The organism is Ruegeria sp. BHSC223, assembly GCF_059613025.1.
The window spans coordinates 42,939-66,013 of record NZ_JBXWRR010000006.1; the positions used below are offsets into that span (position 1 = coordinate 42,939).

The following is a 23,075-nucleotide window of genomic DNA, read 5'->3' on the forward strand; positions in this document are numbered from 1 at the left end:
TATCCTGCGCCCTGAGGCGAGGATATTCAATAACCGCAGGGCGATAGCGGGGCTGATATCGGATAACAGAGGGGCGATATTGCTTGTCCGGACGGGGCGGGCGCAAGTTTGGCACATCACCACCGCCCGTGACGATGCGGGCCAGAGAACAGACAACCGAAAGGATCCCTCTCATGCACCGCAAGTTCATCGCTCTTGTCCTGTCCACCGCCATCGCCGTCACCGGTGTCTCTGTCAGCCAGGCGCGTGCCGCCGATGCGCATGACATTCTGGGTGGTCTGGCGGCCATCGCCATCCTGGGTGCCGCCGTTCATCACTATGACAAGAAGAAGGACCGCCGCCGCCAGCAAGAGCACGCCACCCGCAACCAACACAACCCGTATCCGACGCATGACCCGCATCGCCGCGCCAAGCCGCTGCCGACCGATGTGGCACGTTATAATCTTCCGTCGCGCTGCTTGCGCGAGGCGGATGGCTATCGCGGTCATGGTCCGGTGCTGGGTGCACGTTGCCTGACGCGGCATTATGGCCATGCCAACAGCCTGCCGCAGCAATGCAAGGTATCCTATTGGAATGGCGAGCGGACCCGCAACGCTTACGAGCCCAACTGCCTGCGCCAGTTCGGCTATCGCGTCGCCTATTCCAACTGAGGTCGAGCAGGAGGCCCGTAAGGGGCCGTGGGGCAGGGGGCATGGCTCCCTGCCTTTTTGCTTGTCCCGAGACGTGAATTCAGGTCAACCAAGGGGCATGACACAGCCTGATTACCAGCTCGAAGCGGCCCTGACAGAGCAAGGCCGCATTCGTATCGCCGGCGTTGACGAGGTCGGGCGCGGCCCATTGGCCGGCCCGGTGGTTGCAGCAGCGGTGGTGCTGGACCCTGCGGCCATTCCCGCGGGGCTAAACGATTCCAAGAAACTGACGGCCGCCCGGCGCGAGCGGTTGTACGATATCCTGCATGCCAGTGCCCAGGTGAGCATCGCCGAAGCCAGTGTCGAGGAGATCGACGCCCTCAACATCCTGCGCGCCTCGCATCTGGCTATGGAGCGTGCTGTGGCCGCTCTGGACCCCGCACCCGATTTCCTGCTGATCGACGGAAACCTGATTCCCGCCGGGCTCAGCATCCCGTCGCAGGCGGTGATCAAAGGCGACGGGCGGTCGGTGTCGATTGCGGCGGCCTCGATTGTGGCAAAAACATGGCGCGATCGGCTGATGGTGGATTTGGCGCAACAGCATCCCGGCTATGGTTGGGAACGCAACGCCGGATACCCGACAAAAGAGCATCGTGCCGCTTTGCAAGATCTTGGTGCAACCCCACACCATAGGCGTTCTTTCAAGACAGTGCACAAGATATTGTATCAAGAGTAAATCGTAACTCGCTGATTCAAAAAAGAAATTGACCGCGAATCCGGTTTGACTCATCCTGTCATCAACCAAATGAGCGCAAAAAGCGCCGTGGAATTTGAGGCAGACTATGACGACGACCAAGACAAAGGGCGCAACAGCGCTCCCTTTAAACACGATTATAGCCGGCGACTGCATCGACGTGATGAACGCGATGCCAGAGGCGTCGGTGGATCTGATCTTTGCCGATCCGCCATATAACCTGCAACTCAAGGGCCAGCTGCATCGTCCCGACAACAGCCAGGTGGACGCGGTCGATGACCACTGGGACCAGTTTTCCAGCTTTGCCGCCTATGACCAGTTCACGCGCGACTGGCTGAAGGCCGCACGGCGACTGTTGAAGCCCAATGGCGCGATCTGGGTGATCGGGTCCTATCACAACATCTTCCGGGTCGGCTCGGCGTTGCAGGATGCGGGGTACTGGATCCTCAATGACGTGGTTTGGCGCAAGTCGAACCCGATGCCGAATTTCCGTGGCAAGCGGTTCACCAACGCGCATGAGACGATGATCTGGGCGTCCAAGGCCGAAGGCGCCAAGTACACGTTCAACTATGAGGCGCTCAAGGCGCTGAACGAAGGTGTGCAGATGCGCAGCGACTGGGTCATGCCGATCTGCACCGGGCATGAGCGGCTCAAGGACGAAAACGGCGACAAGGCGCATCCGACACAAAAGCCCGAGGCACTGCTGCACCGGGTTCTGGTCAGCTCGACCAATCCGGGCGACGTGGTGCTGGACCCGTTCTTTGGCACCGGCACCACCGGCGCGGTGGCCAAGATGCTGGGCCGCGAGTTCATCGGTATCGAGCGTGAGGAAGCCTATCGCAAAGTTGCCGAGAAACGCATCGCCAAGGTGCGCAAGTTCGATCGCGAGGCGCTGGAAGTCAGCGCCAGCAAACGGGCCGAACCGCGCATTCCCTTTGGCCAACTGGTCGAGCGCGGCATGCTGCGTCCGGGCGAAGAGCTGTACAGCATGAACCAGCGGCACAAGGCCAAGGTGCGCGCCGACGGCACGCTGATCGGCCAGAACATCAAGGGGTCCATTCACCAGGTCGGCGCGCATCTGGAAAATGCGCCGTCGTGCAATGGCTGGACCTATTGGTGCTTCAAACGTGACGGCAAGACGGTGCCGATTGATGTTCTGCGCCAGCAAATCCGGGCAGAACTGGAAAACTGACCTCATAAAATCCCAAGAATACCGCCGGTGCCTGTGGCCTGACACATGGCACTACACCTTGCCCCGCCGCATTTCGGCGGGGTTTTTTCTTTGTCGCACCCGGTACCCGCCCCGGCCTATTGTGACTATCTGATAGGGCAGGAACGAAGGAAACTACCCATGACCGACAGCACAGCAGCGCCTCCGCGCCGTGAGCGGTTCTTTTTTACCCAGCCCGACGAGTTCGATTTCGACAACCGGTTTACTCAGGCGGCGCTGAGCAAGCACAAGCGCGAAGGGCTGGAACTGGCGGTGCGCGCGCGCTGGGTCGCGATGGCAGTGATCTCGGTGCTGCTCATCTTTGTGAACCCGCATTGGGACGTGATCTATTACCACGGCATTCTGGCGCTGCTCGCTGTCAATGGCTGGTTCATCCGGCGGGCGGGGCGTGTCGGGCAATCGCGGCTGGAGCTCTTGCTGATCCTCGCCGATCTGCTGATCATGACGTTGGGCATGGTGATACCCAACCCGCTGTCCGACGACGTGCGACCGCTGGCGATGCAGTACCGGTTCGACAATTTCCAGTACTTCTTTGTCATCCTGGCGGCGGGGACGCTGGCCTATTCCTGGCGTACGGTGATTACAATCGGCACATGGACCGCGATCCTGTGGACGCTTGGCTGGGTTGTCGCCCGGTGGCAGTCCGAACCTATTGCCGAGCTAAGCGCCCGCGCGAAGGCGGCATTCGCGGGTTTCCCCGACGTGGCCGAAGTGATGGAGCCCAACAGCTTCATGGTTCAACTCCGCGTGCAAGAGGTGGTGGTGTTCCTGATCGTTGCGGTCACGCTCGGGGTGACTGTGCGGCGTTTCAACCGGCTCTTGACCACCAATGCCGGGCTGGAACGCGAACGCGCCAACCTGTCGCGCTATTTCTCGCCCAATGTGGTCGATGCGCTCAGCCAGAATGACGAGCCGCTGAAACAGGTGCGGCAACAGGATATCGCCGTTTTGTTCATCGACATAATCGGCTTTACCCGTTTTGCCGCAGGGCGCGACCCCTATGAGGTGATCGAGGTGCTGCGTGGTTTTCACGCCCGGATGGAGGGTGAAGTGTTCCGCCATAACGGCACACTCGACAAATACCTGGGGGACGGGCTGATGGCGACATTCGGCACCCCGGTGGCCGGCGAGACCGATGGCAGCAACGCGCTGGCCTGCGCCCGCGCCATGGCCAAGGTGATCGGTGATTGGAACCGCGAGCGCCGCCGCCAGGGCGAGCCCGAGATCCGGGCCGGGATCGGTGTGCATTTCGGCCCTGCGGTTCTGGGTGATATCGGTGCCAATCGGCTGGAATTCGCCGTGATCGGAAACACGGTGAACGTTGCCGCCAAGCTGGAAGCCCAGTCGCGGGTCTATGACGCCGGCATTGTGATCAGCGACGATCTGCGCCGCCAGGTGGAGGCAGAGGGTGGGGCGATCCTGATGGATGGGTTCGACGAACGCCGGGACGAGATGATCCCGGGCATGGCGGATCCGATGGCGGTCTGGGTTCTGTAACAGAACTCAACGCGGGGTCGGGTTCAGCGCCTTGTTATAGGGCTTCCAGTCGGTGATCTCGGGGTAATACCGGTGCCGCCAAGCCCGCACACGCGGGTTCATCACCCGGCGCCAAAGTGGCGGGATCATCGCCGCCACCGTCATCACCGGATAGCCATAGGGCAGCTGCGGCGCATCCGCCTCGGTATGGTTTTGCAACAGGGGAAACCGCCGGTCGGGCTTGTAGTGATGGTCCGAATGGCGTTGCAGGTTGATCAGCAGCCAGTTCGAGGCCTTTTGCGCCGCGTTCCAGGAATGGCGCGGCATCACATGTTCGTATTTGCCGTCGCCCAGGTATTTGCGGGTCAGGCCGTAATGCTCGACATAGTTCACCAGTTCCAACTGCCAGATCGCGGTGCCTGCCTGCACCAGGAACAGGCCGATCCCGGCCCAACCGCCCAGCAGCCCGGCCAGCGCCAGCATCAACCCCTGCAAGGCCCAATAGCGCCAGAACGGATTGGCCGGATCGGTCCAGCGCCGGTCCTTGCGGGCCAGCATCTCGCGTTCGGCGCGAAAGGCCGAGCGCAGGCATTGCACCAGGACGCGCGGATAGAAGCGATGGAACCCTTCGTTGTAACGCGCGGTGACAGGGTCGCGCGGGGTGCCCACATGGCGGTGATGCACCAGAAGGTGCTCGGACCGGAAATGCGAGTAAAGCACCATGGCCAGCAGGATATCGCCCAGCCAGCGCTCGAACCGGTTCTTCTGATGCATCAATTCGTGGGAATAGTTGATGCCGATGGTCCCGGTAATCACCCCGACCCCAAAGAACAGCGCGATCTTTTCACCGGTCGACAGGTGATCGGCGCGGGTGGCGTACCAGATCAGCCCGTAAAGCGTGACGAATTGCAGCGGCACCCAAAGCTTCGGCAGCAGGATGTACCAGCCCAACGCCTCGTCACCGGTCTGGGGGTCGGCGTTTTCCTCGTTGAGGCCCGTTACCTGATCGTAAATCGCAAACGCCCACCAGGTCGACAGCGGCACCGCCAACAGCCACCATCCGCCCTGGCTGGCCACGATCCAGACCAGCGGGATCAGAAGGAAGGACAGCCAGAACGGCAAGGCACTTTGCCAACGGGCCAGGGTTTGTGTGGGGATCATTGCAGGCTCCACATCCGAATGCCTGAAACATAACCGTTTTTTCGGGGTCTGCCCATGACGCTATTGGCCGCGCCAGAGGTCGAAGGCCTTGCGCATCACCGTGGGCAGGTCTGATGGGCGAAAGGCGTGTTTGTCGATGATGACCAGCCCCTCGGGCGCGGTGTCGACCTCCAGCGGCGCCGTATGAATGCGCAGGATCAGGTGGAAATGGGTAAAGGTGTGGCGCACCTCTGCGGGCAGTTCGCGCCATTGGGCCTCGAACGGGGGCGAGGGGGCAGGCGCCTCGGACCAGTCCGAGCCGGGCCAGCCCAGCATGCCCCCCAACAGGCCCTTGTCCGGGCGACGCTCCATCAGCCAGCCACCGTCGGAATGCTGCGCCAGATAAACATGCCCATGGCGGATCGGCTTGGGCTTTTTGGGGCTTTTGCGGGGCAGGTCGGCGGCGGTGCCGCGCTGGCGGGCCAGGCAGGGGGGGCGCAGCGGACAGATACCGCAGGCGGGCGAGCGCGGGGTGCAGATCGTCGCGCCCAGATCCATCACCGCCTGGGCGTGATCGCCGGGCCGCTTGGCCGGGGTTATCGCGGCGGCGTGCTCCTTCAGCACCGGCTTCACGCCCGGAAGCGGCTCTTGCACGTCGTGTAGCCGCGCCATCACCCGTTCCACATTGCCGTCCAGCACCGTCTCGGCCCGGTCAAAGGCGATGGCGGCGATGGCAGCGGCGGTATAGGGGCCGATGCCGGGCAGGGCGATCAACCCCTCGTAGCTGTCGGGGAACTGGCCGCCGTGCTCCTCACTTACCGCGCGGGCGCATTTCAGCAGATTGCGGGCGCGGGCGTAATAGCCAAGGCCCGCCCATTCTCCCATTACCGCCTCGTCCGGTGCGGCGGCCAGCGCCGCAACCGTTGGCCAGCGGGTGGTGAAGCGGTGGAAATAGTCGCGCACTGCCGCCACGGTGGTCTGTTGCAGCATCACTTCTGACAGCCAGACGCGATAGGGGTCGGGGCGCGTGCCTGCCGCGCGCGCCGCTGGCCCCACCCGCCACGGCATTTCGCGCGCGTGGCGGTCGTACCAGTCGAGCAGCGCACCGCTCACGTCAAAGTGTTGGAGGTCGCGCACGAAAATTCCCTTGCTTCTATCGGTTTCACTGGTGCCGCTGTGCGTGGGCTTTAGAATAGCGGCAACAGAGTCGGATTCCAGATGGCAAGCAGACGTTCCTCGACCCGTGGCTTCAAGCGCACCGCCAGCGTGCTGGGCGATCAGATTCGCCGCGCTGGCGAAACACGCGGCTTTGCCGTGGGCCGGGTGCTGACCCACTGGGCCGAGATCGTCGGACAGGATCTGGCCGCCATCGCCCGCCCGGTCAACATCGGCTATGGCAAGGGTGGCTTTGGCGCGACGCTGACGGTGCTGACCACCGGGGCCCAGGCGCCGATGCTGGAAATGCAGAAGGAACAGCTGCGCGAACGGGTGAACGCCGCCTATGGCTATAACGCCATCAGCAGGGTCCGCATCACCCAGACCGCGCCCGTCGGCTTTGCCGAAGGTCAGGCCACATTCGAGCATCGCCCCAAGACCGCTACCAGCGTCCCGCGCCCCGAGATCGTGGCCGAAGCGGTGCGGGTGGCCGACGGCGCCAAAGATGAAGATTTGCGCGCGGCCCTTGAAAGGCTGGCGCAGAACGTTTTATCGAGACAGAAATCTTGAGGAAGGGCAGAAAGATGAACCGTTTGGGAACCCTGGTGTTTGCCGGTGTGGCTGTCGTGGCGGGGGCCTACTGGCTGACCCTGCCGTCACAGGGCAACCTGCCCGCCAACCCGTTTATCGGCGGTGCCGAGGCGCAGCAGGCCGAAATCGACACCTCGACCATTGTCGAGATGGTGCAAGGGGCCGAGGACGCGCCTGTCGAAATCATCGAATATGCCTCGTATACCTGCCCGCATTGCGCAGCGTTTCACCAGGGCCCCTACAAGCAGCTCAAGGCCGATTTCATCGACACCGGCAAGGTGCGCTTTGTCTATCGCGAGGTGTATTTCGACCGTTACGGTCTCTGGGCCTCGATGGTGGCGCGCTGTGCGGGTCCCGAGAAGTTCTTTGGCATTTCCGACCTGATCTACAAGGGGCAAGCCGAATGGTCGCGCGCCGGTGGCCCGGCCGAGATCGCCGAGGAGCTGCGCAAGATAGGTCGACTGGCCGGGATCGAGAATGACAAGCTGGAGGCGTGTCTGGGCGATGCCACCATGGCACAGACGCTGGTGGCCTGGTATCAGGAGCACGCGACCCGGGACGAGATCAACTCGACCCCCAGCTTCATGATCAATGGCAAGAAGGTCGAGAACCAGGCTTATGAAGGGTTCAAGGCCCTGATCGAGGCCGAACTGGGTAGCTGACCTCAGGGCGGGGGCGGCGCGGCGGCCAGCAGGATGCTGCGCAATCTGTCCTCGTCCGTGACCTCCAGCCGCACCGGCAGGGTGATGACCTTGGACCGGAACGCGGGTGGCAGCCGCACGGCATCCTTCTCGGTCGTCACCATCTGGGCGCCCAAAAGCCGCGCTTCGTTTTCCAGCCGGGTCATCAGGGCCGGTGTCAGCGGCTGGTGATCGTCCAGCGCCTCGGCCCGGCGCAGATCGGCACCTTCGGCCCGAAGCGTGCGAAAGAACTTGGCCGGGTTGCCGATCCCGGCAAAGGCCAGCACCGGGGTCGCGGTCCAGTCCATCCCGGTGCGCAGCGGCTTCAGCTCGGCAGTGATCAATGGCACGGTCAGCGCGGCGCCCCAGGTGTCGCGAAACTGGTCCTGTGCCTGCGCATCTCCCAGGGCCAGAACAAGGTCGGCACGGGCAAGACCTGTTGCCACCGGTTCCCGCAATGGGCCGGCGGGAATGCAGCGCCCGTTGCCAAACCCCTGGGCCGCATCCACAACGACGATCGAAAGATCCTTGGCCACTGCGGGATTCTGGAACCCGTCATCCAGGATGATCACGCTGGCCCCCGCCGCTGCCGCCGCGCGGGCGCCTGCGGCGCGGTCCTTGGCCACCCAGACCTCGGCAAAGGCAGCCAGCAGCAATGGCTCGTCACCCACCTGCTCGGCGCGGTGGCGGCGTGGATCGACCTGCACCGGGCCTTCGAGCGTGCCGCCATAGCCACGCGTGACCACATGCGGTTCGTGCCCGGCATCGCGCAGCCGCTCGGCCACCCAAATCGCGCTGGGGGTCTTGCCGGTGCCGCCCGCGTTCAGGTTGCCGATGCAGATCACCGGTACTGGCACCTTGATCGGATCACCGCCCGCCAGTCGCCGTGCGGTGGCGCGGGCATAGAGCGCGCCCAGCGGCGCCAGCAGCCGCGACTGCCAGCCCGGATGTGCCGGATCGTTCTGCCAGAATTCAGGTGCTCGCATGAACCGCCTTTCGCCGGTCCAGCCGGTCCTGCACCATGTCGATCAATTCGTCGGTCAGATGGGCGGTTTCCGTGGCAACCTGCCAGCCCGCAAGGGCCATGCGGGCCGCCGCGTCCGGGGCCAGCAGGTCGACGACCTCGCGCCCCAGCGCCTCGGCATCGCGCACCGAGCGCGCGGCACCGGCCGAGGCCAGCCGTATATATGTCTCCATGTGAGCACGCACATTCGGACCGTAAAGCAGCGCCGAACCCAGCGCCACCGCGGTCAGCGGATCGCGCCCGCCAGTGCCGAATTCCAGAGAGCTGCCCATGAAGGTCAGCGGTGAAATCCGGTACCAAAGGCCCAGATCCTCGGCATGGGCGCTGATCACAACCTGAGTTGAATCCTCGATCCGGTCGCCCGCATCCCAGTCGGCGCAACGCAAATCCATCGCCTCGAGCCGTGTGCGCAGCGGTCCAGCCTCGCTCGGGTCGACTACATGCACGATTAGCAAGAGCCGGTGCAACAGCCGCAGCGCGTGGCGATGCGCGGTCAAAACCGAGATGAACTCTTTGGGCTGGGTCCAGGCCGACAGCCAGACCGGCCTGCCACCCAGGGTTGCGTTGGTCTCGACCAGTTCCTCTTCGGGCCAAGGCGTGGGGTTTGCGCTGATTTGCAGCGGGCTCGATGCGCGGACCTTGGTTGGCGAGATGCCGGCCCGTCGCACATAGCGCGCGGTTGCCTCGCCATCGGTCAGGATCATGTCGAAACAATCCAACATGGTGCGTGTCAGATCTGGCAGCCAGCGGTGGCGGCGGGCCTGTAGCTCGCGTTCAGAGACGTCGATCAGCAGCATCGGAATGCCGGCGCTGTCTGTCTCGTCGATCAGGTTGGGTTTCAGTGCGCCACCCGACCACAGGCACAGATCCGGACGCCAGTGATCCAGAAACCGGCGCGCCGGGGCGGGGTGATCCTCGGGCAGGACCGAGATATGACCACGGGGCGCGGTCCAGTCATCGATCCGCATATCCGCCGGGATTGTGAACAGCAGGCTTAGCTCGGGGCGCAGGGCGACCAGCCGCTGCGACAGATCGCAAAGCGCGGGGAACCGGCTGCGGTTGTTCACATGTATCCAGACCAGTTCGCCCTCGGGGCGATCCGGCATGTCCCGGCCCGGGGGGGTCACACCCCGCCAATTGAGCACGCGATAGGCCGCAAGGCTGAGAGACCGTGCCATGGCTTAGTCCTGCCCTCGTGGCGCAATGCCTTCAGGGGCGCCGGATCGCCGGTCGGTCTGGGCAGTGGATGCCATGCGGCGCTCCTGACGGAGAGGGGTTGAAATCGGCGGCACCCTACGGGTTTGGCGGCCCGGGTCAAGTCATCGGGCGCCAAGGACCGCCGCGGTCAATGCGCCGTAATGCCCGTACCGGCGGGATCGAGGGCGCCGAACAGGCCGCGATGCACGATATCCCCACCGGCGATGACCCCGTCCAGCCGGGGTTTGGGATTGTTGAAGCGCAAGGCCGCACCGCTCCGGTCGGTGCAAAGCCCGCCCGCCTCGCGCAGGATCAACTCGCCAGCCGCGATATCCCATTCCCAGCTGGGACGCAGGGTCAGCATCCCGTCGAATCTCCCCTGCGCCACCAGCGCCAGACGATAGGCAAGCGAAGGACGATAGTCGCGGTGGAACTCAGGCGCCTGTCCCCCGGTCCAGTGTTCGGGGCGCAGATTTGGTCGCGCGGCCAGAATATGCGCCTGCGCCAGGTCGGTGGGCGCCGAGACCCGGATCGGTTCGCCGTTCAGAAAGGCGCCACCGCCCGCCTCGGCGGTGAACAGCAGGTCGCGCTGGGGCAGATAAACGGCGGCGGCGGTAACCACGCCCCGATCCGCGACCGCCAGCGCATGCGCCCAGGTGCGCGACCCTTCGGCAAAGCTGCGGGTGCCGTCGATCGGGTCGATGATGAACACACGGTCGTGATCCAGCCGCGCGGCGGTGTCCTCGGTCTCTTCGCTGAGCCAGCCATAGCCGGGGCGGGCAGCGGGCAGCATCTGGGCCAGCATCGCGTTCACCGCCAGATCGGCCTCGGTCACCGGGCCGGCGCCATCGGGCTTGTCCCAGCTCTGGGCATCGCGGCCTGAGTAGCGGGTGGCGATGCGCCCGGCCTCGCGTGCGGCGCGGATCAACAGGTCGAGGTCAGTTTCCGGCAAGCGTCATCCCCTCGATCAGGATCGACGGTACCACCCGCGACAGCCAGGGGCGGGCATCGTTTGCCGGGATCATCCGCAGCAACATGTCGCGCAGATTGCCCGCGATGGTGCATTCGTTGACCGGATAGGCGATCTGGCCGTTTTCGATCCAGAAGCCCGAGGCCCCTCGCGAATAGTCGCCCGTGTTGGGGTTGATCGTCGACCCGATCAGCGAGGTCACCAGCAGCCCTGTCCCCATATCGCGCATCAGATCGTCACGCGACGCCGTGCCGGGTGTCAGCGTCAGGTTCCAGTTGCTGGGCGAGGGTGGGCCCGATACGCCGCGCGTGGCATTGCCGGTCGAAGCCAACCCCAGCTTGCGCGCGCTGGCCAGATCCAGCGTCCAGCCGGTCAGCACTCCGTCTTGCACGATGGCGCGCGCCCGTGTGGGCAATCCTTCGGCATCGAAAGGGCGCGAACCCGAGACACGCGGGCGATGCGGATCCTCGACCAGTGACAGGGCGGCAGGCAGCACCTGCTCGCCCAGATTGTCCTTGAGCCAGGACGAGCCGCGCGCAACCGAGGCGCCATTGGCCGCTGCCAGCAGATGCCCGATCAGCGAAGAGGAGATGCGTTCATCGAACAGTACCGGATAGCTGCCGGTTGCCGGTTTGCGCGCGCCTTGCAGGGCAACCGCCCGTTCGCCGGCACTGCGGCCGATCTCTTCGGGGCTGCGCAGGTCGGACTGATAGGTGCGGCTGTCGCCATCGGCGTCCCGCTCCATCCCTGTCCCGCTGCCCGAAATCGCAACGCAGGACAACGAGCGCACGCTGCGCCCATATCCGCCGGAAAACCCGTTGCTGGCGGCCAGATGAACATGATGCTGTCCATAAGACGCGGCGGCATCCGACACCTGGGTCACGCCGGTTACCGCCGCGGCGGCGGCCTCGGCGGCCAACGCGTCCTGCATCAGCGCTTCGGGATCGGGTTCGGCGGCAGGGTCACGCAGGTCGAGCGCTGCAAGGTCCCAGTCGCGGGCCAGCTGATCAGGGTCGGCCAGCCCGGCGTAAGGGTCCTCGGGCGCTTCACGCGCCATCGCCACCGCGCGTTCGGCCATCGCGGCCATCGCCTCGGGGCGGCTGTCCGAACTGGACACGATCGCCTGCCGTTTGCCGACAAACACCCGCAGGCCCAGATCGGTCCCTTCGGAACGTTCGGCATGTTCCAGGGCACCGCCGCGCACCTCGACCGAGACCGAGGTACCCTCGACCACCAACGCATCGGCGGCTTCGGCGCCAGCCTGACGGGCGGCGTGCAAGAGAGCGTGGCTGAGGTCTTCGGCCTTGTGCGGCATGGGCTGTCCTTTGGCTGTTGTCAGGGAGGTAGCCCCCGCCGCCGCCCGCTGCAAGCCCCGCAGGGCGCGGTTCGGGTGACCAAGGTGTCAGCAGGGCGCGCAGCCGATGCGCGCACCCCGCTGGAGCCGTTACTTGATACGCTGACCGTTTGCGAGGATATGGCCCTGTTCGTTGATCTCGATCTTCGAGTTCAGCGTGTCGGGCGCATCGCCGGGTACGGCCAGCATGCCCATCATCATCCGTGCGCCCATGGCGTCATCCTCGGACACGAAACCCATGGCGATCAGCTTGTCGAGCAGCGCATTTGCCCCGGACAGGGTCAGGTTGGCCACGCCCGAAGGCGCCGGAATGCCGTCAAAGGATTCGTAGTCGGAATTGTCAAAGGTGAAGGCGCCAGTACCGGTCAGCTTGGCCCCCACCAGCGAGACCAGCAGCTGGTTGATGGTCAACTCGTTCAACTCGCCCGGCGCACCGCCGGTCGCTTCGAGCGTTTCTGCCACGGTCGGGTCGAGAAAATCGACCAGAACCGTCGCCAGGCCCGACAGGTCAAGCGCCACGGTCGCCGGATCGCGCGGCAGGGCACCGGCGGGGTCGAACATGCCCCAGATCATGTCCGACATGGTGAAATCGGTCAGGTTCATGCCAAAGCTGAAGGGTTGCGGATCGTCGCCCGCCTGGGTGGGGATATCCAGCTTGAACCCCGATTCCGCCATCGCCAGATCAATGGGAAAGGGCAGGTCCTGTGTCGTCATGGAAATCTGCGACTGGCGGCCCTTGAGATCGTAGACCACATGGCTGGCATCCATGGCGATCCGGAAATCACCACCCTGTGACGAGGATGTCATGGCAAAATCGTCGCCATCACCCTTGGCCGCCATATTGCCGCTGCCAGCGCCATAGCTCATCAGCGCGTCAAAGGCGAAACCCGATTTCAGCATGTCCGAGAAGTTGGTCGCGTCAAAACTGGTCGGCAGGCTGCCGGTGCCGGAATAGTGTACATCCGAAAGCGTGCCCGAGAAGTTCCCCGCATCGTCCGAGTCGGGATCGTCGAAAGACAGCGCATATGTCAGGCCGGAGGCGGTGAAGCTTTGCACTAGGTCGCGCATCTCGCCCAGTTTCATTTCCGAGGTGCCGGAGATGGCCGTCATCTCCAGCAGGAAACTCAGCGCATCGGCGGGCATCGTCTCGCCATCGGCCTCCAGCGAGGCGAGCCGCAGGCTGACCTGATCGGCGCTGTAATCATAGGTCATGTCATCCGGGTCGCCGGTCGCGACCATGGACATGTTGCGGTTGGTATAGGTGAGAGTACCGGTTACCGGTGCCTCGTCCTCGACAGAGAAAACGAAGGTCAGCGGGAATTCTTCGGGCAGGCCGATCCGCACCGATCCGTCGCCCTGATCGGTCATGGTGATCTGTGGCATCGAGAACGACATCGCGCTGTCCTGCTCGGGAATGCCCATGGACATGCTGAAATCGGTGATCGTCAGCGTGTTGCCCGATCGGCTTTCCGTGCCTGCGACGTCATAGCCCATGCCGCCCAGATAGGCGCTCCAGTCGGCCCAGACCTGCTCGGCGGTCAGATCGGCCCAGGCGCCCTGGGTTGCAATGGCATAGGCGAGTACGGCGCCGGACGTGCGGCGGAGGAAAACGGGCATCACAAGAACCTCTCTGGATCAATTTCGTCCCTATCGTGTTTCGGTGGGCAACGGGCGTCAAGGGGGGTGGTACTGGACCCTTCCCGAGTCACGGCGTAGGACTTGGCAGAGCAGACACGGGAGGAAGGTGGATGACCGGAATGCAGGGAAAAACCGTTATGATCACTGGCGCAAGCCGGGGGATCGGGGCCGAGGCCGGGCGCGTCTTTGCCGCGGCCGGGGCCAATGTCGTCTTGTTGGCACGCAGCGCCGAGGCGCTGGCCGAGCAGGCATCCGAGATCGGCGAGACCGCGCTGGCACTGGCTTGCGACGTGGCCGACGCGGCGCAGGTGGCGGGTGCGGTGAACGCGGCGGTGTCGCGGTTCGGCGGGCTCGACGTGCTGATCAATAACGCAGGTGTGATCGAGCCGATCTCGCATCTGGCCAGCTCGGACCCGGCTGGATGGGGCCACGCCATCGATATCAACCTCAAGGGTGTCTATTACGGCATGCGCGCGGCACTGCCGGTGATGCGTAGAGCGGGGGGCGGAACCATCTTGACCGTCAGTTCAGGCGCCGCCCATAACCCGGTCGAGGCCTGGAGCCACTATTGCGCGTCCAAGGCCGGCGCAGCGATGCTGACCGCCTGCCTGCATCTGGAAGAGGGCCATCACGGCATCCGCGCCATGGGCCTGTCGCCGGGTACGGTTGCCACCCAGATGCAGCGCGAGATCAAGGGGTCGGGCATCAACCCGGTCAGCCAGCTCGATTGGTCGGCGCATATCCCGGCCGACTGGCCGGCGCGGGCGCTGTTGTGGATGTGCGGGCCCGAGTCAGACGCGTTTCTGGGCACCGAGATCTCGCTCAGGGACGAAGAAATTCGCAAGCGTGTGGGGCTGGCATGATCGAACTCGAAAAGGAGGGCGGTCTGTGGACCGTCACCCTGAACCGCCCCGACAAGGCCAATTCGCTGACGGCGGCCATGCTGGAACGGCTGGTCGAGATCGCCGAGACGGCGGGCGAGGCGCGGGCGTTGATCCTGACCGGGCGTGGCAAGGTGTTCAGCGCCGGCGCCGATCTCGAGGCCGCGCGGGCGGGGCTGGCGACCTCGGACCTGTGGGAGCGGCTGTCAGGCGCGATCGCGGCGCTGCCTTGCCTGACGGTCGCGGCCCTGAACGGCACACTGGCGGGTGGCGCCAACGGCATGGCACTGGCCTGCGACCTGCGCATCGCGGTGCCCGAGGCCAAGGTGTTCTATCCGGTGATGAAGCTTGGCTTTCTGCCGCAACCTTCCGATCCGGCCCGCATGGCGGCGCTGATCGGCCCGGCGCGGACCCGGCTGATCCTGATGGCGGGGCAAAAAATCTCTGCGCAGGAGGCCTATGACTTCGGCCTGATCGACCGGATCGTAGCCGCCGAACAGCTGATGGAGACCGCCCGCGCGCTGGTGGCCGATTCCCTGGCCGCCGATCCGGCGGTTGCGGCAGGTATTTCCCGGCTCTGTTCCTGACCAGCCCTTCAGGACAGCGCCGGTTTCGTGCACCGAAACCGGGCCGGAAACCTTGCAGGTTTCCGGTCGCCGTCGCGCGTCAAGGCTCTGAGTTGCTAGCGTTTGCGCCGCCCGCCCGGCACTTTCGAGCGAAACCCGGGGGGTCGTTTGCGCACCCAGGCGAGAAACTTCGCCAACCGGGGATGGGCGCGCAGAGCCTCTACCGTGTGAAAGCTGCGCGCCAGTTCCGCCTCGGTCAGGGTGGCATGGACCTCCTTGTGGCAGATGACATGCAACAGGACCGTCGGTCCTCCCTTGCCACCCTTCAGCCGGGGGATCAGGTGGTGCTGGCTGCCGTCGCCTTCGGGTATCGGCCGTTCGCATAACGGGCAGACCCCTTCGGGTGGGGGGAGATCCGAGCACTTGTTTTCCTTGTCTGTCATGGGCAAGAGGATGCACCACCGTGCAAACGGCGCAAGTGGAGAGACCCATGGAATTCGGAACACAGGCCCAGACCGAGCTGCTGAACAGCCTGATCGAACAGGGCGAGCGTCTCTGGACAATTGCGCTGGGCTGGCTGTCGAGCGCGGCCGCCTGGTCGCAATTCGCCCTGTTGATGGTGGCCTATCTGGTGGCGCTCTATGCCGCGCGCCGGTTGCGTGGGCCACTGTCGCGCCTGCTGACCCCACCATCGGGACAGATGGATCCGCTGTCGCGGACCCGCCGTTTCGTGTTGGTCTTTGTGCCGCTTCTGCTGCCGCTCCTGGCCTATGTCTTTACCGGCATCGGCGAGAGTGTCACCCGCTCGCTGTTCGGCTCGGGCGCGGTGATTGCCTTTGGCAAGCGGGTGTTCCTGTTCCTGGCCGCCCGCATTCTGGTGCGCGAAATCCTCGACGATCCGCTGATGAAGCTGCTGGGCCGTTACGTGTTGATCCCGGTGGCGGCGCTCTATGCGCTGGGCCTTCTGGAACCGGCCATGGCCAGGCTGGACGAGACCGTGGTGCCGCTGGGCAACCTGTCCTTTTCGCTGCTCTTCGCGTTGCGTTTCCTTGTCGTGGGCGGCGCCATTTTCTGGCTCGGGCGCTGGTCCAACGACCAGTCGGCGCAATTCATCAAGCAACAGCGTGAAATGCGCCCGGCGATGCGCGAACTGACCGTCAAGGCGGTCGAGATCGGTATCTTCGGCATCGCCTTCCTGCTGGTGATGAACATCATGGGGATCAGCCTGACCTCGCTGGCCGTTCTGGGTGGTGTCATCGGCGTCGGCCTCGGCTTTGGCCTGCAAAAGATCGCGTCGAATTTCATCTCGGGCGTCATCCTGCTGCTCGAAGGGCAGGCAACCGTCGGCGATTACGTTGAACTCGACGGGGGAGAGGCCGGCACCATCGTCAAGATGACCGCGCGCGCAACCATCCTCGAGACATTCGACGGGCGCTGGATCGTGGTCCCGAACGAGGATTTCATCACCACGCGGGTAGTGAACTTCTCGGATCAGGGAAGCGCCAACCGGTACGAGGCACCGTTTTCGGTGAGCTATGACACGGATATCAACCGGGTGCCCGCGATCATCGAAGCGGCGGTGGCGACACATCCCGGTGTGCTGGCAAGCCCCTTTCCACCCGATTGCGAGCTGCGCGGTTTCGGCGATAGCGGGGTCGATTTCGCGGTCGAATTCTGGGTCGAGGGGATCGATGACGGCAAGAACAAGTTCATGTCCGATGTGCTGTTCCTGATCTGGAACGCGCTCAAGGAGAACGGCATCGAAATCCCCTATCCGCATCGGGTGGTGGAACTTTCCGGCAGTATCGAGACGCGGCAGGCATGAAACCGGCGGTCGTCATAGGGGCAGGACCCGCGGGTCTGATGGCCGCTGGCGAGTTGGCCCGCGCCGGCCTGCCGGTGCTGGTGGCCGAGGCCAAGCCCTCGGTTGCGCGCAAGTTCCTGATGGCGGGCAAGTCGGGTCTGAACCTGACCAAGGACGAACCTCTTGAGCGGCTGCTTGCCGCCTATGGCGATGCGGCTGGCTGGCTGCGCCCGATGCTGGCGGCCTTTGATGCCCATGCGGTTCAGGATTGGGCGCGCGACCTGGGGCAGGACCTGTTTACCGGTTCGACGGGGCGGGTGTTTCCGACCGCGATGAAGGCCTCTCCGCTGTTGCGGTCCTGGTTGGCGGAACTGGCGGGACACGGGGTCGAGATTCGTACCCGCTGGCGCTGGACCGGTTGGCAGGGTGGTGCGCTCTGTTTCGACACGCCCGAGGGGGCGCAACGGATCGAACCTTTGGTCACCGTGCTTGCGCTGGGCGGGGCCAGCTGGGCCCGGCTCGGCTCGGACGGGGCCTGGGCCGGGGTGCTGGGCGCGCGCGGGGTCGAGCTGACACCCTTTGCACCCGCCAATGCCGGGCTGCTGGTCGATTGGTCCGCGCATATGGCGCCGCTGGCCGGTCACCCGGTCAAGGGCGTGGCCTGGCAGGCGGGCGCGCTGAGCAGCCGGGGCGAGGCGGTGATTTCTGCCCGTGGGCTTGAGGGCGGCGGCATTTATGCGGTCTCGGCGGCGGTCCGGCAGGGCGTTCCCCTGTTTGTCGATCTGTTGCCCGACCTGCCGCTGGAAGAGGTGGCCGCTCGATTGGCGCGTCCGCGGGGCAAGGCCAGCCTGTCGTCGCATCTGCGCAAGGTGCTGAAACTGGCTCCGGAATGTCGGGCATTGCTGATGGAATTCGGCCGCCCGTTGCCGCAGGCGCCCGAGGCATTGGCAGCGCTGCTCAAGCGATTGCCGGTGCACCATGCTGGCCTGCGCCCGATGGACGAGGCGATTTCGACCGCAGGCGGGGTGCCGCGCACGACGCTGGATGAGGGACTGATGCTAAAGCAGATGCCCGGCACGTTCTGCGCGGGCGAGATGCTGGATTGGGAGGCGCCGACTGGCGGCTACCTCCTGACCGGATGCCTGGCGACCGGCCGCTGGGCCGGCCGCGCGGCGGCGGCTTGGGTTCAGGCCGGGGTCAATGCACCCATGCGCTGAAACGCGGGGCGCGCGCGTACCGCCTTGCCATAGGCCTTGATCCGGTCCGAAGTGATCGGGAAACCGGCACCAAAGGCCCAGTTGAGGCAATGTACCAACAGGATATCGACGATCGTCATCTTGTCTCCCATTGCGAACGGGTCGCCCAGACGGGATTCCAGACGCGCCAGATTGCGCTCGAACTCCCATTTGGCACAGTCGATGACGGCAGGCACGCGCTTGTCCTCGGGCAGGATGAACCCGTGGCGGGCGGCGACCCACAGCACCCCGTCGATCTCGTCAAGGATCGTGTGGAACAAGGCGTCCTGCTTGGCGCGTTCGGGCGTTCCGGCGGGGTAGGTCAGGTCGCCATGCTTGTCGGTAAGATAGGTCATGATGGCAGAGCTGTCGGTGATCACGTGCTCTCCATCGACCAGCACCGGGATCTTGCCGCTGCCGTTCAGGGCCTTGACCTGTGGGTCATGCGGGCCGACATCGACGAATTCGTAGGGTTGCCCCAACTCTTCGAGCAGCCACAAAACACGCGAAGCACGGCTTTTGACCCGCCCATAGACCTTGTACATGATCCTCTCCCATTCTGATGATCCCGTTGCAGGATGGTGTCGGCGCGCGCGGGGTCAAGCCCTGCGTGCGAGGCCGTAACGTCACCGTGACCGGGACAGCCACGCCAGCCGGATCATCGCCCGCTCGACCAGCGCCATCTGGGGCGCCGATTGCCCGGCCGAGCGCAAGGCGAGGTCGGTATCAGTCAGCACCGTCAGGGCCGCTTCCAGTCGCCTTGCGCCCCAACGCTTGGCCTGGCTCAGGATGCGGTCGCGGCGTGGGCCAAAGACCGGCGGGCGCAATGTGCCGATGCCCTGCGCCGGGCCACCGGGGGCCGAGGCACAGGCATAGAGCGTGCGGAAATGTCGGGTTGCCCCGATACACAGGCTGACCGGCGTCGTGCCCTGGGCTTGCAGACGACGGATCAATGGTCCGATCTCGCCCTCCTTGCCCTCGGCCACCACGTTCAGAACATCGTCCAGCGCCGCCTCGGTCGAGCGGGGGGCACAGGCCGCAATGTCCTCGAGCCCCAAAGGTGCCGCGTCTCCCAGCTTGTAAAGCGCCAGCTTTTCCATCGTCTGCGCGAAATCGCCCGGCCCCAGATCGCGCGCCAGATCGGACAGAACCGTCATCGGCTCGGGCGGGACGTCGCGGATGCCGGCGGCGGTCAGCATCCGTTCGATTTCGGCCCGCGAGGGCGGGTCGTCATAGATGCCGGCGGCATAGGCGTTGGGATGGGTTTCGAAGGCCTTGCGGATCTTGGAACTCGGCTTCAACTGACCGGCGGTCACCACGATCTGCGCATCGCCCGGCTGCCAGTCCTCAAGCGCTGCCAGAACTGCGGGGGCCGAGGTTTCGGGGCAATCCTCGACAAAGACAACGCGCGGGCCGGGAAAGAACCCAACCGCCTTGACCGCGTCCAAAAGCTGGGCCGCGTCCTTGCGCAATTCAGCCCCCGGCATTCGGGTCAGGCGCATCTCTTCCTCGCCCCCCGGACCAATCAGTGCCGCGATGATCTGCTGGCGTTTCAGCGCGATGCGCATGGCATCGGCCCCGTGGATCAGGATGCCCGTCTTGCCCGCGTCGGGTCGGGCGAAATAGCCATCCGCCTCGCGCGGGGACAGCTTCATGCCGGTTGGTCCAGCGTTGCGTAAAGCTGGGTGACCAGTTGATCCGAGAGAATCACCATCAGGCGCTGGCGCGCGTCCCGTTCCCCCGCCAGCGTGTCGACGGTCGATCCGGTGGCGGAATAGCCGGTGAAATTGCGGACCTCGCCCGAGGCCATCACTGCGCCGCTTTCCTTGTCGGTCAAGGTATAGGCGGCGGTGCCGACGATGGAATAGCGGGTGGTGTCGTTCGAGGCGGTGATTGCCTGCCCCTGCGAGGCGGTGCGCACCTTGACGTCCAGCAGATAGTCGGTGCCGGCGGCAGCGGTCCGGCCCAGGCTCTGTTCCAGATTCTGCACCAGCCAATAGCTTTCGACATCATCGGGGGCCGAAACCTCGACCCGGCCGCGCAGCGCATCGCCCGCTCCGCCAGGGCCATAGACCGGCTGAAAGCCGCAGGCGGCCAGCGCCAGCGGCAGCATCAGCAGGGTTCTGCGATTAAACGACCACATTGACGATCCGGCCCGGCACGACGATCACCTTTTTCGGTGCGGCGCCATCCAGCGCCTTTTGCACAGCATCGGTGGAGAGTGCCAGTTTTTCAACCTCGGTCTTGTCCATATCGGCGGGCACGCTGATTTCCGCGCGGCGCTTGCCGTTGATCTGCACCGGCAGGGTAACCAGCGCATCGACCAGCATCGCCTCGTCCGCGACTGGCCAAGGGGCTGCCGCGATCAGGCCTTTGCCGCCCTGATGGGCCCAGATGTCCTCGGCCAGGTGCGGGGTCATCGGCGACATCAGTTGTGCCAGCGTCATGATCGCCTGTTTCTGTGCCGCCGCCCCGGCCTTGGATTTCGCCAGGGTGTTGGTAAAGGCATAGAGCTTGGCGATCGAGGCGTTGAAGCCAAAGCTTTCGATCCCGTTGGTCACGTCGCGGATGCATTTGTGCATCTCGCGCAACAGGTCGTCGTCACCTTCGCCGGGGGTGGCGGGGTCCATCGCGGCGATCCTGTCGCACAGGTTCCAGACCCGGTTCAGGTGCTTGTGCGCGGCTTCGGCGCCGGCATCGGTCCATTCCACGTCGCGTTCCGGCGGGCTGTCGGACAGTACGAACCAGCGCGCGGTGTCGGCGCCGAAACGGTCGATGATGGCCACCGGGTCCACCACGTTGTTCTTGGATTTCGACATCTTGGCCGAGGGGATGATCTCGACCTCGGTGCCATCCTCCAGATAGCCCTTGCCGCCTTCGAGACGCACAGCCTCGGGGTAGTGATAGACCGGGCGGCCATCGGCGCCGGTGGTCTTGTAGATCGCATGGGTCACCATGCCCTGCGTAAAGAGCGCGTTGAACGGCTCTTTCGACTTCTCGGGCAGGTGGCCACAAATATGCATCGCGCGGGCGAAGAAGCGCGAATAGAGCAGGTGCAGGATCGCGTGTTCGATGCCGCCGATATACTGGTCGACATTCATCCAGTATTCGGCCTCGGCCATATCGGTGGGCGTTTCGGCGCGCGGGGCGGTGAAGCGCGCGAAATACCAAGACGAATCGACAAACGTGTCCATCGTGTCTGTTTCACGCCGGGCGGGCTGACCGCAGGACGGGCAGGCGCAGTTGCGCCAGGTCGGGTGCCGGTCCAGCGGATTGCCGGGCACGTCAAAGGTGACATCGTCGGGCAGCCGGATGGGCAGGTTTTCCTTTTTCTCGGGCACCACGCCGCAGCTATCGCAGTGGACCACGGGAATCGGGCAGCCCCAATAGCGCTGTCGCGACAGGCCCCAGTCGCGCAGGCGGAACTTGGTCACGCCAGTGCCCAGGCCCTTTGCCTCCATCCAGTCGATGGTGGCGTCGATCGCCTCTTGTCCGGTGGCCACATCCAGCCCGGCGAAATGGTCGATCCATTTCACCTTTTCGGTCTTCAGGGGCACAAAGGCCTCGGTCTCGACCGGCTTTGGATCGTCGAGCGCCACAAAGGTGTCGATCACCGGCAGGTCGTATTTGCGGCAGAAATCAAGGTCGCGCTGGTCATGCGCAGGGCAGGCAAAGATCGCGCCGGTGCCGTAATCCATCAGGATGAAGTTGGCGACCCAGACCGGCAGCTCCCAGTCAGGGTTCAGCGGATGGCGCACGCGCAGCCCGGTATCGGCCCCCAGCTTCTCGGCCTTTTCGATGGCTTCCTCGGTGGTGCCGCCCTTGCGCATCTCGGCCACCTTGGCGGCGAGTTCCGGGTTCTCGGCCTCCAATGCCTTGGTTAGCGGGTGGTCGGGCGAGATGCCGAGGAAGCTGGCCCCCATCAGCGTGTCGGGCCGCGTGGTATAGACGTCGAGCGCCTCGATGCCATGGGCGGGTGCGGTCAGCGCCCAGGAGAATTGCAGCCCGCGCGACTTGCCGATCCAGTTGGCCTGCATCAGCTTCACCTTGGCGGGCCAGTCATCCAGCGTGTCGAGCGCATCCAGCAACTCGCCCGACATGTCCGAGATCTTGAAGAACCATTGCGTCAGTTCGCGCCGCTCGACCAGCGCGCCAGACCGCCAGCCGCGCCCGTCCTCGACCTGCTCATTGGCCAGAACGGTCATGTCGACGGGGTCCCAGTTCACCACCGCGTTCTTGCGATAAACCAGCCCCTTTTCGAGGAAATCGAGGAACAGTGCCTGTTGCTGACCGTAATATTCCGGGTCACAGGTGGCGAACATCCGCGACCAGTCGAGGCCAAAGCCCAACGGCTTCATCTGCGCGACCATCGTGTCGATGTTGGTGTAGGTCCAGTCCTTGGGGTGGCCGCCGCTGGCCATGGCGGCGTTTTCGGCTGGCATGCCAAAGGCGTCGAACCCCATCGGGTGCAGCACATTGAACCCGTTCGACAGTTTGTAACGCGCGATCACGTCACCCATCGTGTAGTTGCGCACATGGCCGATATGGATGCGCCCCGAGGGATAGGGGAACATCTCGAGCACATAGTATTTCGGCTTGTCCGCCGTGCGCGCGGCCCTGAAGATACCGGCCTTGTCCCAGGCCTCTTGCCATTTGGCTTCGATTTCGGTGGCGGAATAGCGCGACATGGCGGTTCTGGTCCTTGATGAATGCAAACGCCGGGCGTGAACCCGGCGTGGTGATAAAGCGA

Annotated in this window: 22 protein-coding genes; 10 read left to right on the forward strand and 12 right to left on the reverse strand. The window is 64.6% G+C overall.

The window, feature by feature from the left end:
* Nucleotides 1-173: 173 nt before the first annotated feature.
* The 4 genes from AC2FNY_RS11575 (at nt 174) to AC2FNY_RS11590 (ending at nt 4,111) form a co-directional block, all read left to right on the forward strand.
* Entirely contained in the window at nt 174-650 is a 477-nt protein-coding gene (locus tag AC2FNY_RS11575; protein WP_234138337.1) for a hypothetical protein, read from the forward strand.
* Nucleotides 651-747: 97 nt separating this feature from the next.
* Nucleotides 748-1,365: a ribonuclease HII gene (gene rnhB / locus AC2FNY_RS11580; protein ID WP_234144440.1), complete on the forward strand. Its 618-nt coding sequence runs from the start codon at nt 748-750 to the stop codon at nt 1,363-1,365.
* A 106-nt stretch (nt 1,366-1,471) separates the two neighbouring features.
* Complete coding sequence (locus AC2FNY_RS11585) at nt 1,472-2,575, forward strand: site-specific DNA-methyltransferase (RefSeq protein WP_234138342.1); 1,104 nt, start codon at nt 1,472-1,474, stop codon at nt 2,573-2,575.
* Nucleotides 2,576-2,734: 159 nt separating this feature from the next.
* Nucleotides 2,735-4,111, forward strand: a complete 1,377-nt coding sequence (locus AC2FNY_RS11590; RefSeq protein ID WP_496802534.1) for an adenylate/guanylate cyclase domain-containing protein — start codon at nt 2,735-2,737, stop codon at nt 4,109-4,111.
* Between the two features lie 6 nt (nt 4,112-4,117).
* On the opposite strand, the gene AC2FNY_RS11595 is transcribed toward AC2FNY_RS11590, so the two are convergent.
* Together AC2FNY_RS11595 and mutY are read right to left on the reverse strand one after the other, a co-directional pair.
* Entirely contained in the window at nt 4,118-5,251 is a 1,134-nt protein-coding gene (locus tag AC2FNY_RS11595; protein ID WP_496802535.1) for an alkane 1-monooxygenase, read from the reverse strand.
* A 60-nt stretch (nt 5,252-5,311) separates the two neighbouring features.
* Nucleotides 5,312-6,367, reverse strand: coding sequence for an A/G-specific adenine glycosylase (mutY, locus tag AC2FNY_RS11600; protein ID WP_234167570.1), 1,056 nt, complete (start codon nt 6,365-6,367; stop codon nt 5,312-5,314).
* A gap of 81 nt (nt 6,368-6,448) precedes the next feature.
* Here mutY and AC2FNY_RS11605 point away from each other — a divergent pair, with 81 nt between their 5' ends.
* Together AC2FNY_RS11605 and AC2FNY_RS11610 are read left to right on the forward strand one after the other, a co-directional pair.
* Nucleotides 6,449-6,955: a DUF721 domain-containing protein gene (locus AC2FNY_RS11605; RefSeq protein WP_496802536.1), complete on the forward strand. Its 507-nt coding sequence runs from the start codon at nt 6,449-6,451 to the stop codon at nt 6,953-6,955.
* Nucleotides 6,956-6,969: 14 nt separating this feature from the next.
* A complete protein-coding gene (locus AC2FNY_RS11610) occupies nt 6,970-7,638 on the forward strand; it encodes a DsbA family protein (protein WP_234138364.1) in 669 nt (222 codons plus the stop codon).
* 2 nt (nt 7,639-7,640) lie between these two features.
* Here AC2FNY_RS11610 and lpxK read toward each other — a convergent pair whose 3' ends face one another.
* The 5 genes from lpxK to AC2FNY_RS11635 form a co-directional block, all read right to left on the reverse strand.
* Nucleotides 7,641-8,642 (reverse strand): tetraacyldisaccharide 4'-kinase, encoded by a 1,002-nt coding sequence (lpxK, locus tag AC2FNY_RS11615; protein WP_496802537.1) that lies wholly within the window; start codon nt 8,640-8,642, stop codon nt 7,641-7,643.
* Nucleotides 8,629-9,858, reverse strand: coding sequence for a 3-deoxy-D-manno-octulosonic acid transferase (locus AC2FNY_RS11620; protein WP_234176833.1), 1,230 nt, complete (start codon nt 9,856-9,858; stop codon nt 8,629-8,631). The genes lpxK and AC2FNY_RS11620 overlap by 14 nt, the downstream gene beginning before the upstream one ends.
* A 167-nt stretch (nt 9,859-10,025) precedes the next feature.
* Complete coding sequence (locus AC2FNY_RS11625; RefSeq protein WP_496802538.1) at nt 10,026-10,829, reverse strand: inositol monophosphatase family protein; 804 nt, start codon at nt 10,827-10,829, stop codon at nt 10,026-10,028.
* Nucleotides 10,816-12,162, reverse strand: a complete 1,347-nt coding sequence (locus AC2FNY_RS11630; protein WP_496802539.1) for a TldD/PmbA family protein — start codon at nt 12,160-12,162, stop codon at nt 10,816-10,818. Before AC2FNY_RS11630 ends, AC2FNY_RS11625 begins: the two co-directional genes overlap by 14 nt.
* Before the next feature lie 129 nt (nt 12,163-12,291).
* Nucleotides 12,292-13,818 (reverse strand): DUF2125 domain-containing protein, encoded by a 1,527-nt coding sequence (locus AC2FNY_RS11635; protein WP_234216425.1) that lies wholly within the window; start codon nt 13,816-13,818, stop codon nt 12,292-12,294.
* A 131-nt stretch (nt 13,819-13,949) separates the two neighbouring features.
* On the opposite strand from AC2FNY_RS11635, the gene AC2FNY_RS11640 reads away from it, so the two are divergent.
* Together AC2FNY_RS11640 and AC2FNY_RS11645 are read left to right on the forward strand one after the other, a co-directional pair.
* Nucleotides 13,950-14,702, forward strand: coding sequence for an SDR family oxidoreductase (locus AC2FNY_RS11640; protein ID WP_496802540.1), 753 nt, complete (start codon nt 13,950-13,952; stop codon nt 14,700-14,702).
* Nucleotides 14,699-15,307 (forward strand): enoyl-CoA hydratase/isomerase family protein, encoded by a 609-nt coding sequence (locus AC2FNY_RS11645; RefSeq protein WP_496802541.1) that lies wholly within the window; start codon nt 14,699-14,701, stop codon nt 15,305-15,307. The genes AC2FNY_RS11640 and AC2FNY_RS11645 overlap by 4 nt, the downstream gene beginning before the upstream one ends.
* Nucleotides 15,308-15,402: 95 nt before the next feature.
* Here AC2FNY_RS11645 and AC2FNY_RS11650 read toward each other — a convergent pair whose 3' ends face one another.
* A complete protein-coding gene (locus tag AC2FNY_RS11650) occupies nt 15,403-15,729 on the reverse strand; it encodes an HNH endonuclease (protein ID WP_496802542.1) in 327 nt (108 codons plus the stop codon).
* 47 nt (nt 15,730-15,776) lie between these two features.
* Between AC2FNY_RS11650 and AC2FNY_RS11655 the strand changes: the two genes are divergently transcribed.
* Both AC2FNY_RS11655 and AC2FNY_RS11660 read left to right on the forward strand, forming a co-directional pair.
* Nucleotides 15,777-17,111 (forward strand): mechanosensitive ion channel family protein, encoded by a 1,335-nt coding sequence (locus AC2FNY_RS11655; protein ID WP_496802543.1) that lies wholly within the window; start codon nt 15,777-15,779, stop codon nt 17,109-17,111.
* Complete coding sequence (locus tag AC2FNY_RS11660) at nt 17,108-18,307, forward strand: TIGR03862 family flavoprotein (protein ID WP_496802544.1); 1,200 nt, start codon at nt 17,108-17,110, stop codon at nt 18,305-18,307. Before AC2FNY_RS11655 ends, AC2FNY_RS11660 begins: the two co-directional genes overlap by 4 nt.
* On the opposite strand, the gene AC2FNY_RS11665 is transcribed toward AC2FNY_RS11660, so the two are convergent.
* The 4 genes from AC2FNY_RS11665 to leuS all read right to left on the reverse strand — a co-directional run bounded on the left by AC2FNY_RS11665 (nt 18,277) and on the right by leuS (nt 23,013).
* The gene (locus AC2FNY_RS11665; protein ID WP_234144425.1) at nt 18,277-18,870 is read right to left on the reverse strand and encodes a glutathione S-transferase family protein; all 594 of its coding nucleotides are present in this window, start codon (nt 18,868-18,870) and stop codon (nt 18,277-18,279) included. The two genes, AC2FNY_RS11660 and AC2FNY_RS11665, sit on opposite strands and share 31 nt — an antisense overlap.
* 81 nt (nt 18,871-18,951) lie before the next feature.
* Nucleotides 18,952-19,980: a DNA polymerase III subunit delta gene (holA, locus tag AC2FNY_RS11670; RefSeq protein ID WP_234144424.1), complete on the reverse strand. Its 1,029-nt coding sequence runs from the start codon at nt 19,978-19,980 to the stop codon at nt 18,952-18,954.
* The gene (gene lptE / locus AC2FNY_RS11675; protein WP_234138389.1) at nt 19,977-20,468 is read right to left on the reverse strand and encodes an LPS assembly lipoprotein LptE; all 492 of its coding nucleotides are present in this window, start codon (nt 20,466-20,468) and stop codon (nt 19,977-19,979) included. Before lptE ends, holA begins: the two co-directional genes overlap by 4 nt.
* Nucleotides 20,455-23,013, reverse strand: a complete 2,559-nt coding sequence (gene leuS, locus AC2FNY_RS11680) for a leucine--tRNA ligase (RefSeq protein WP_496802545.1) — start codon at nt 23,011-23,013, stop codon at nt 20,455-20,457. Before leuS ends, lptE begins: the two co-directional genes overlap by 14 nt.
* Between the last annotated feature and the right edge of the window lie 62 nt (nt 23,014-23,075).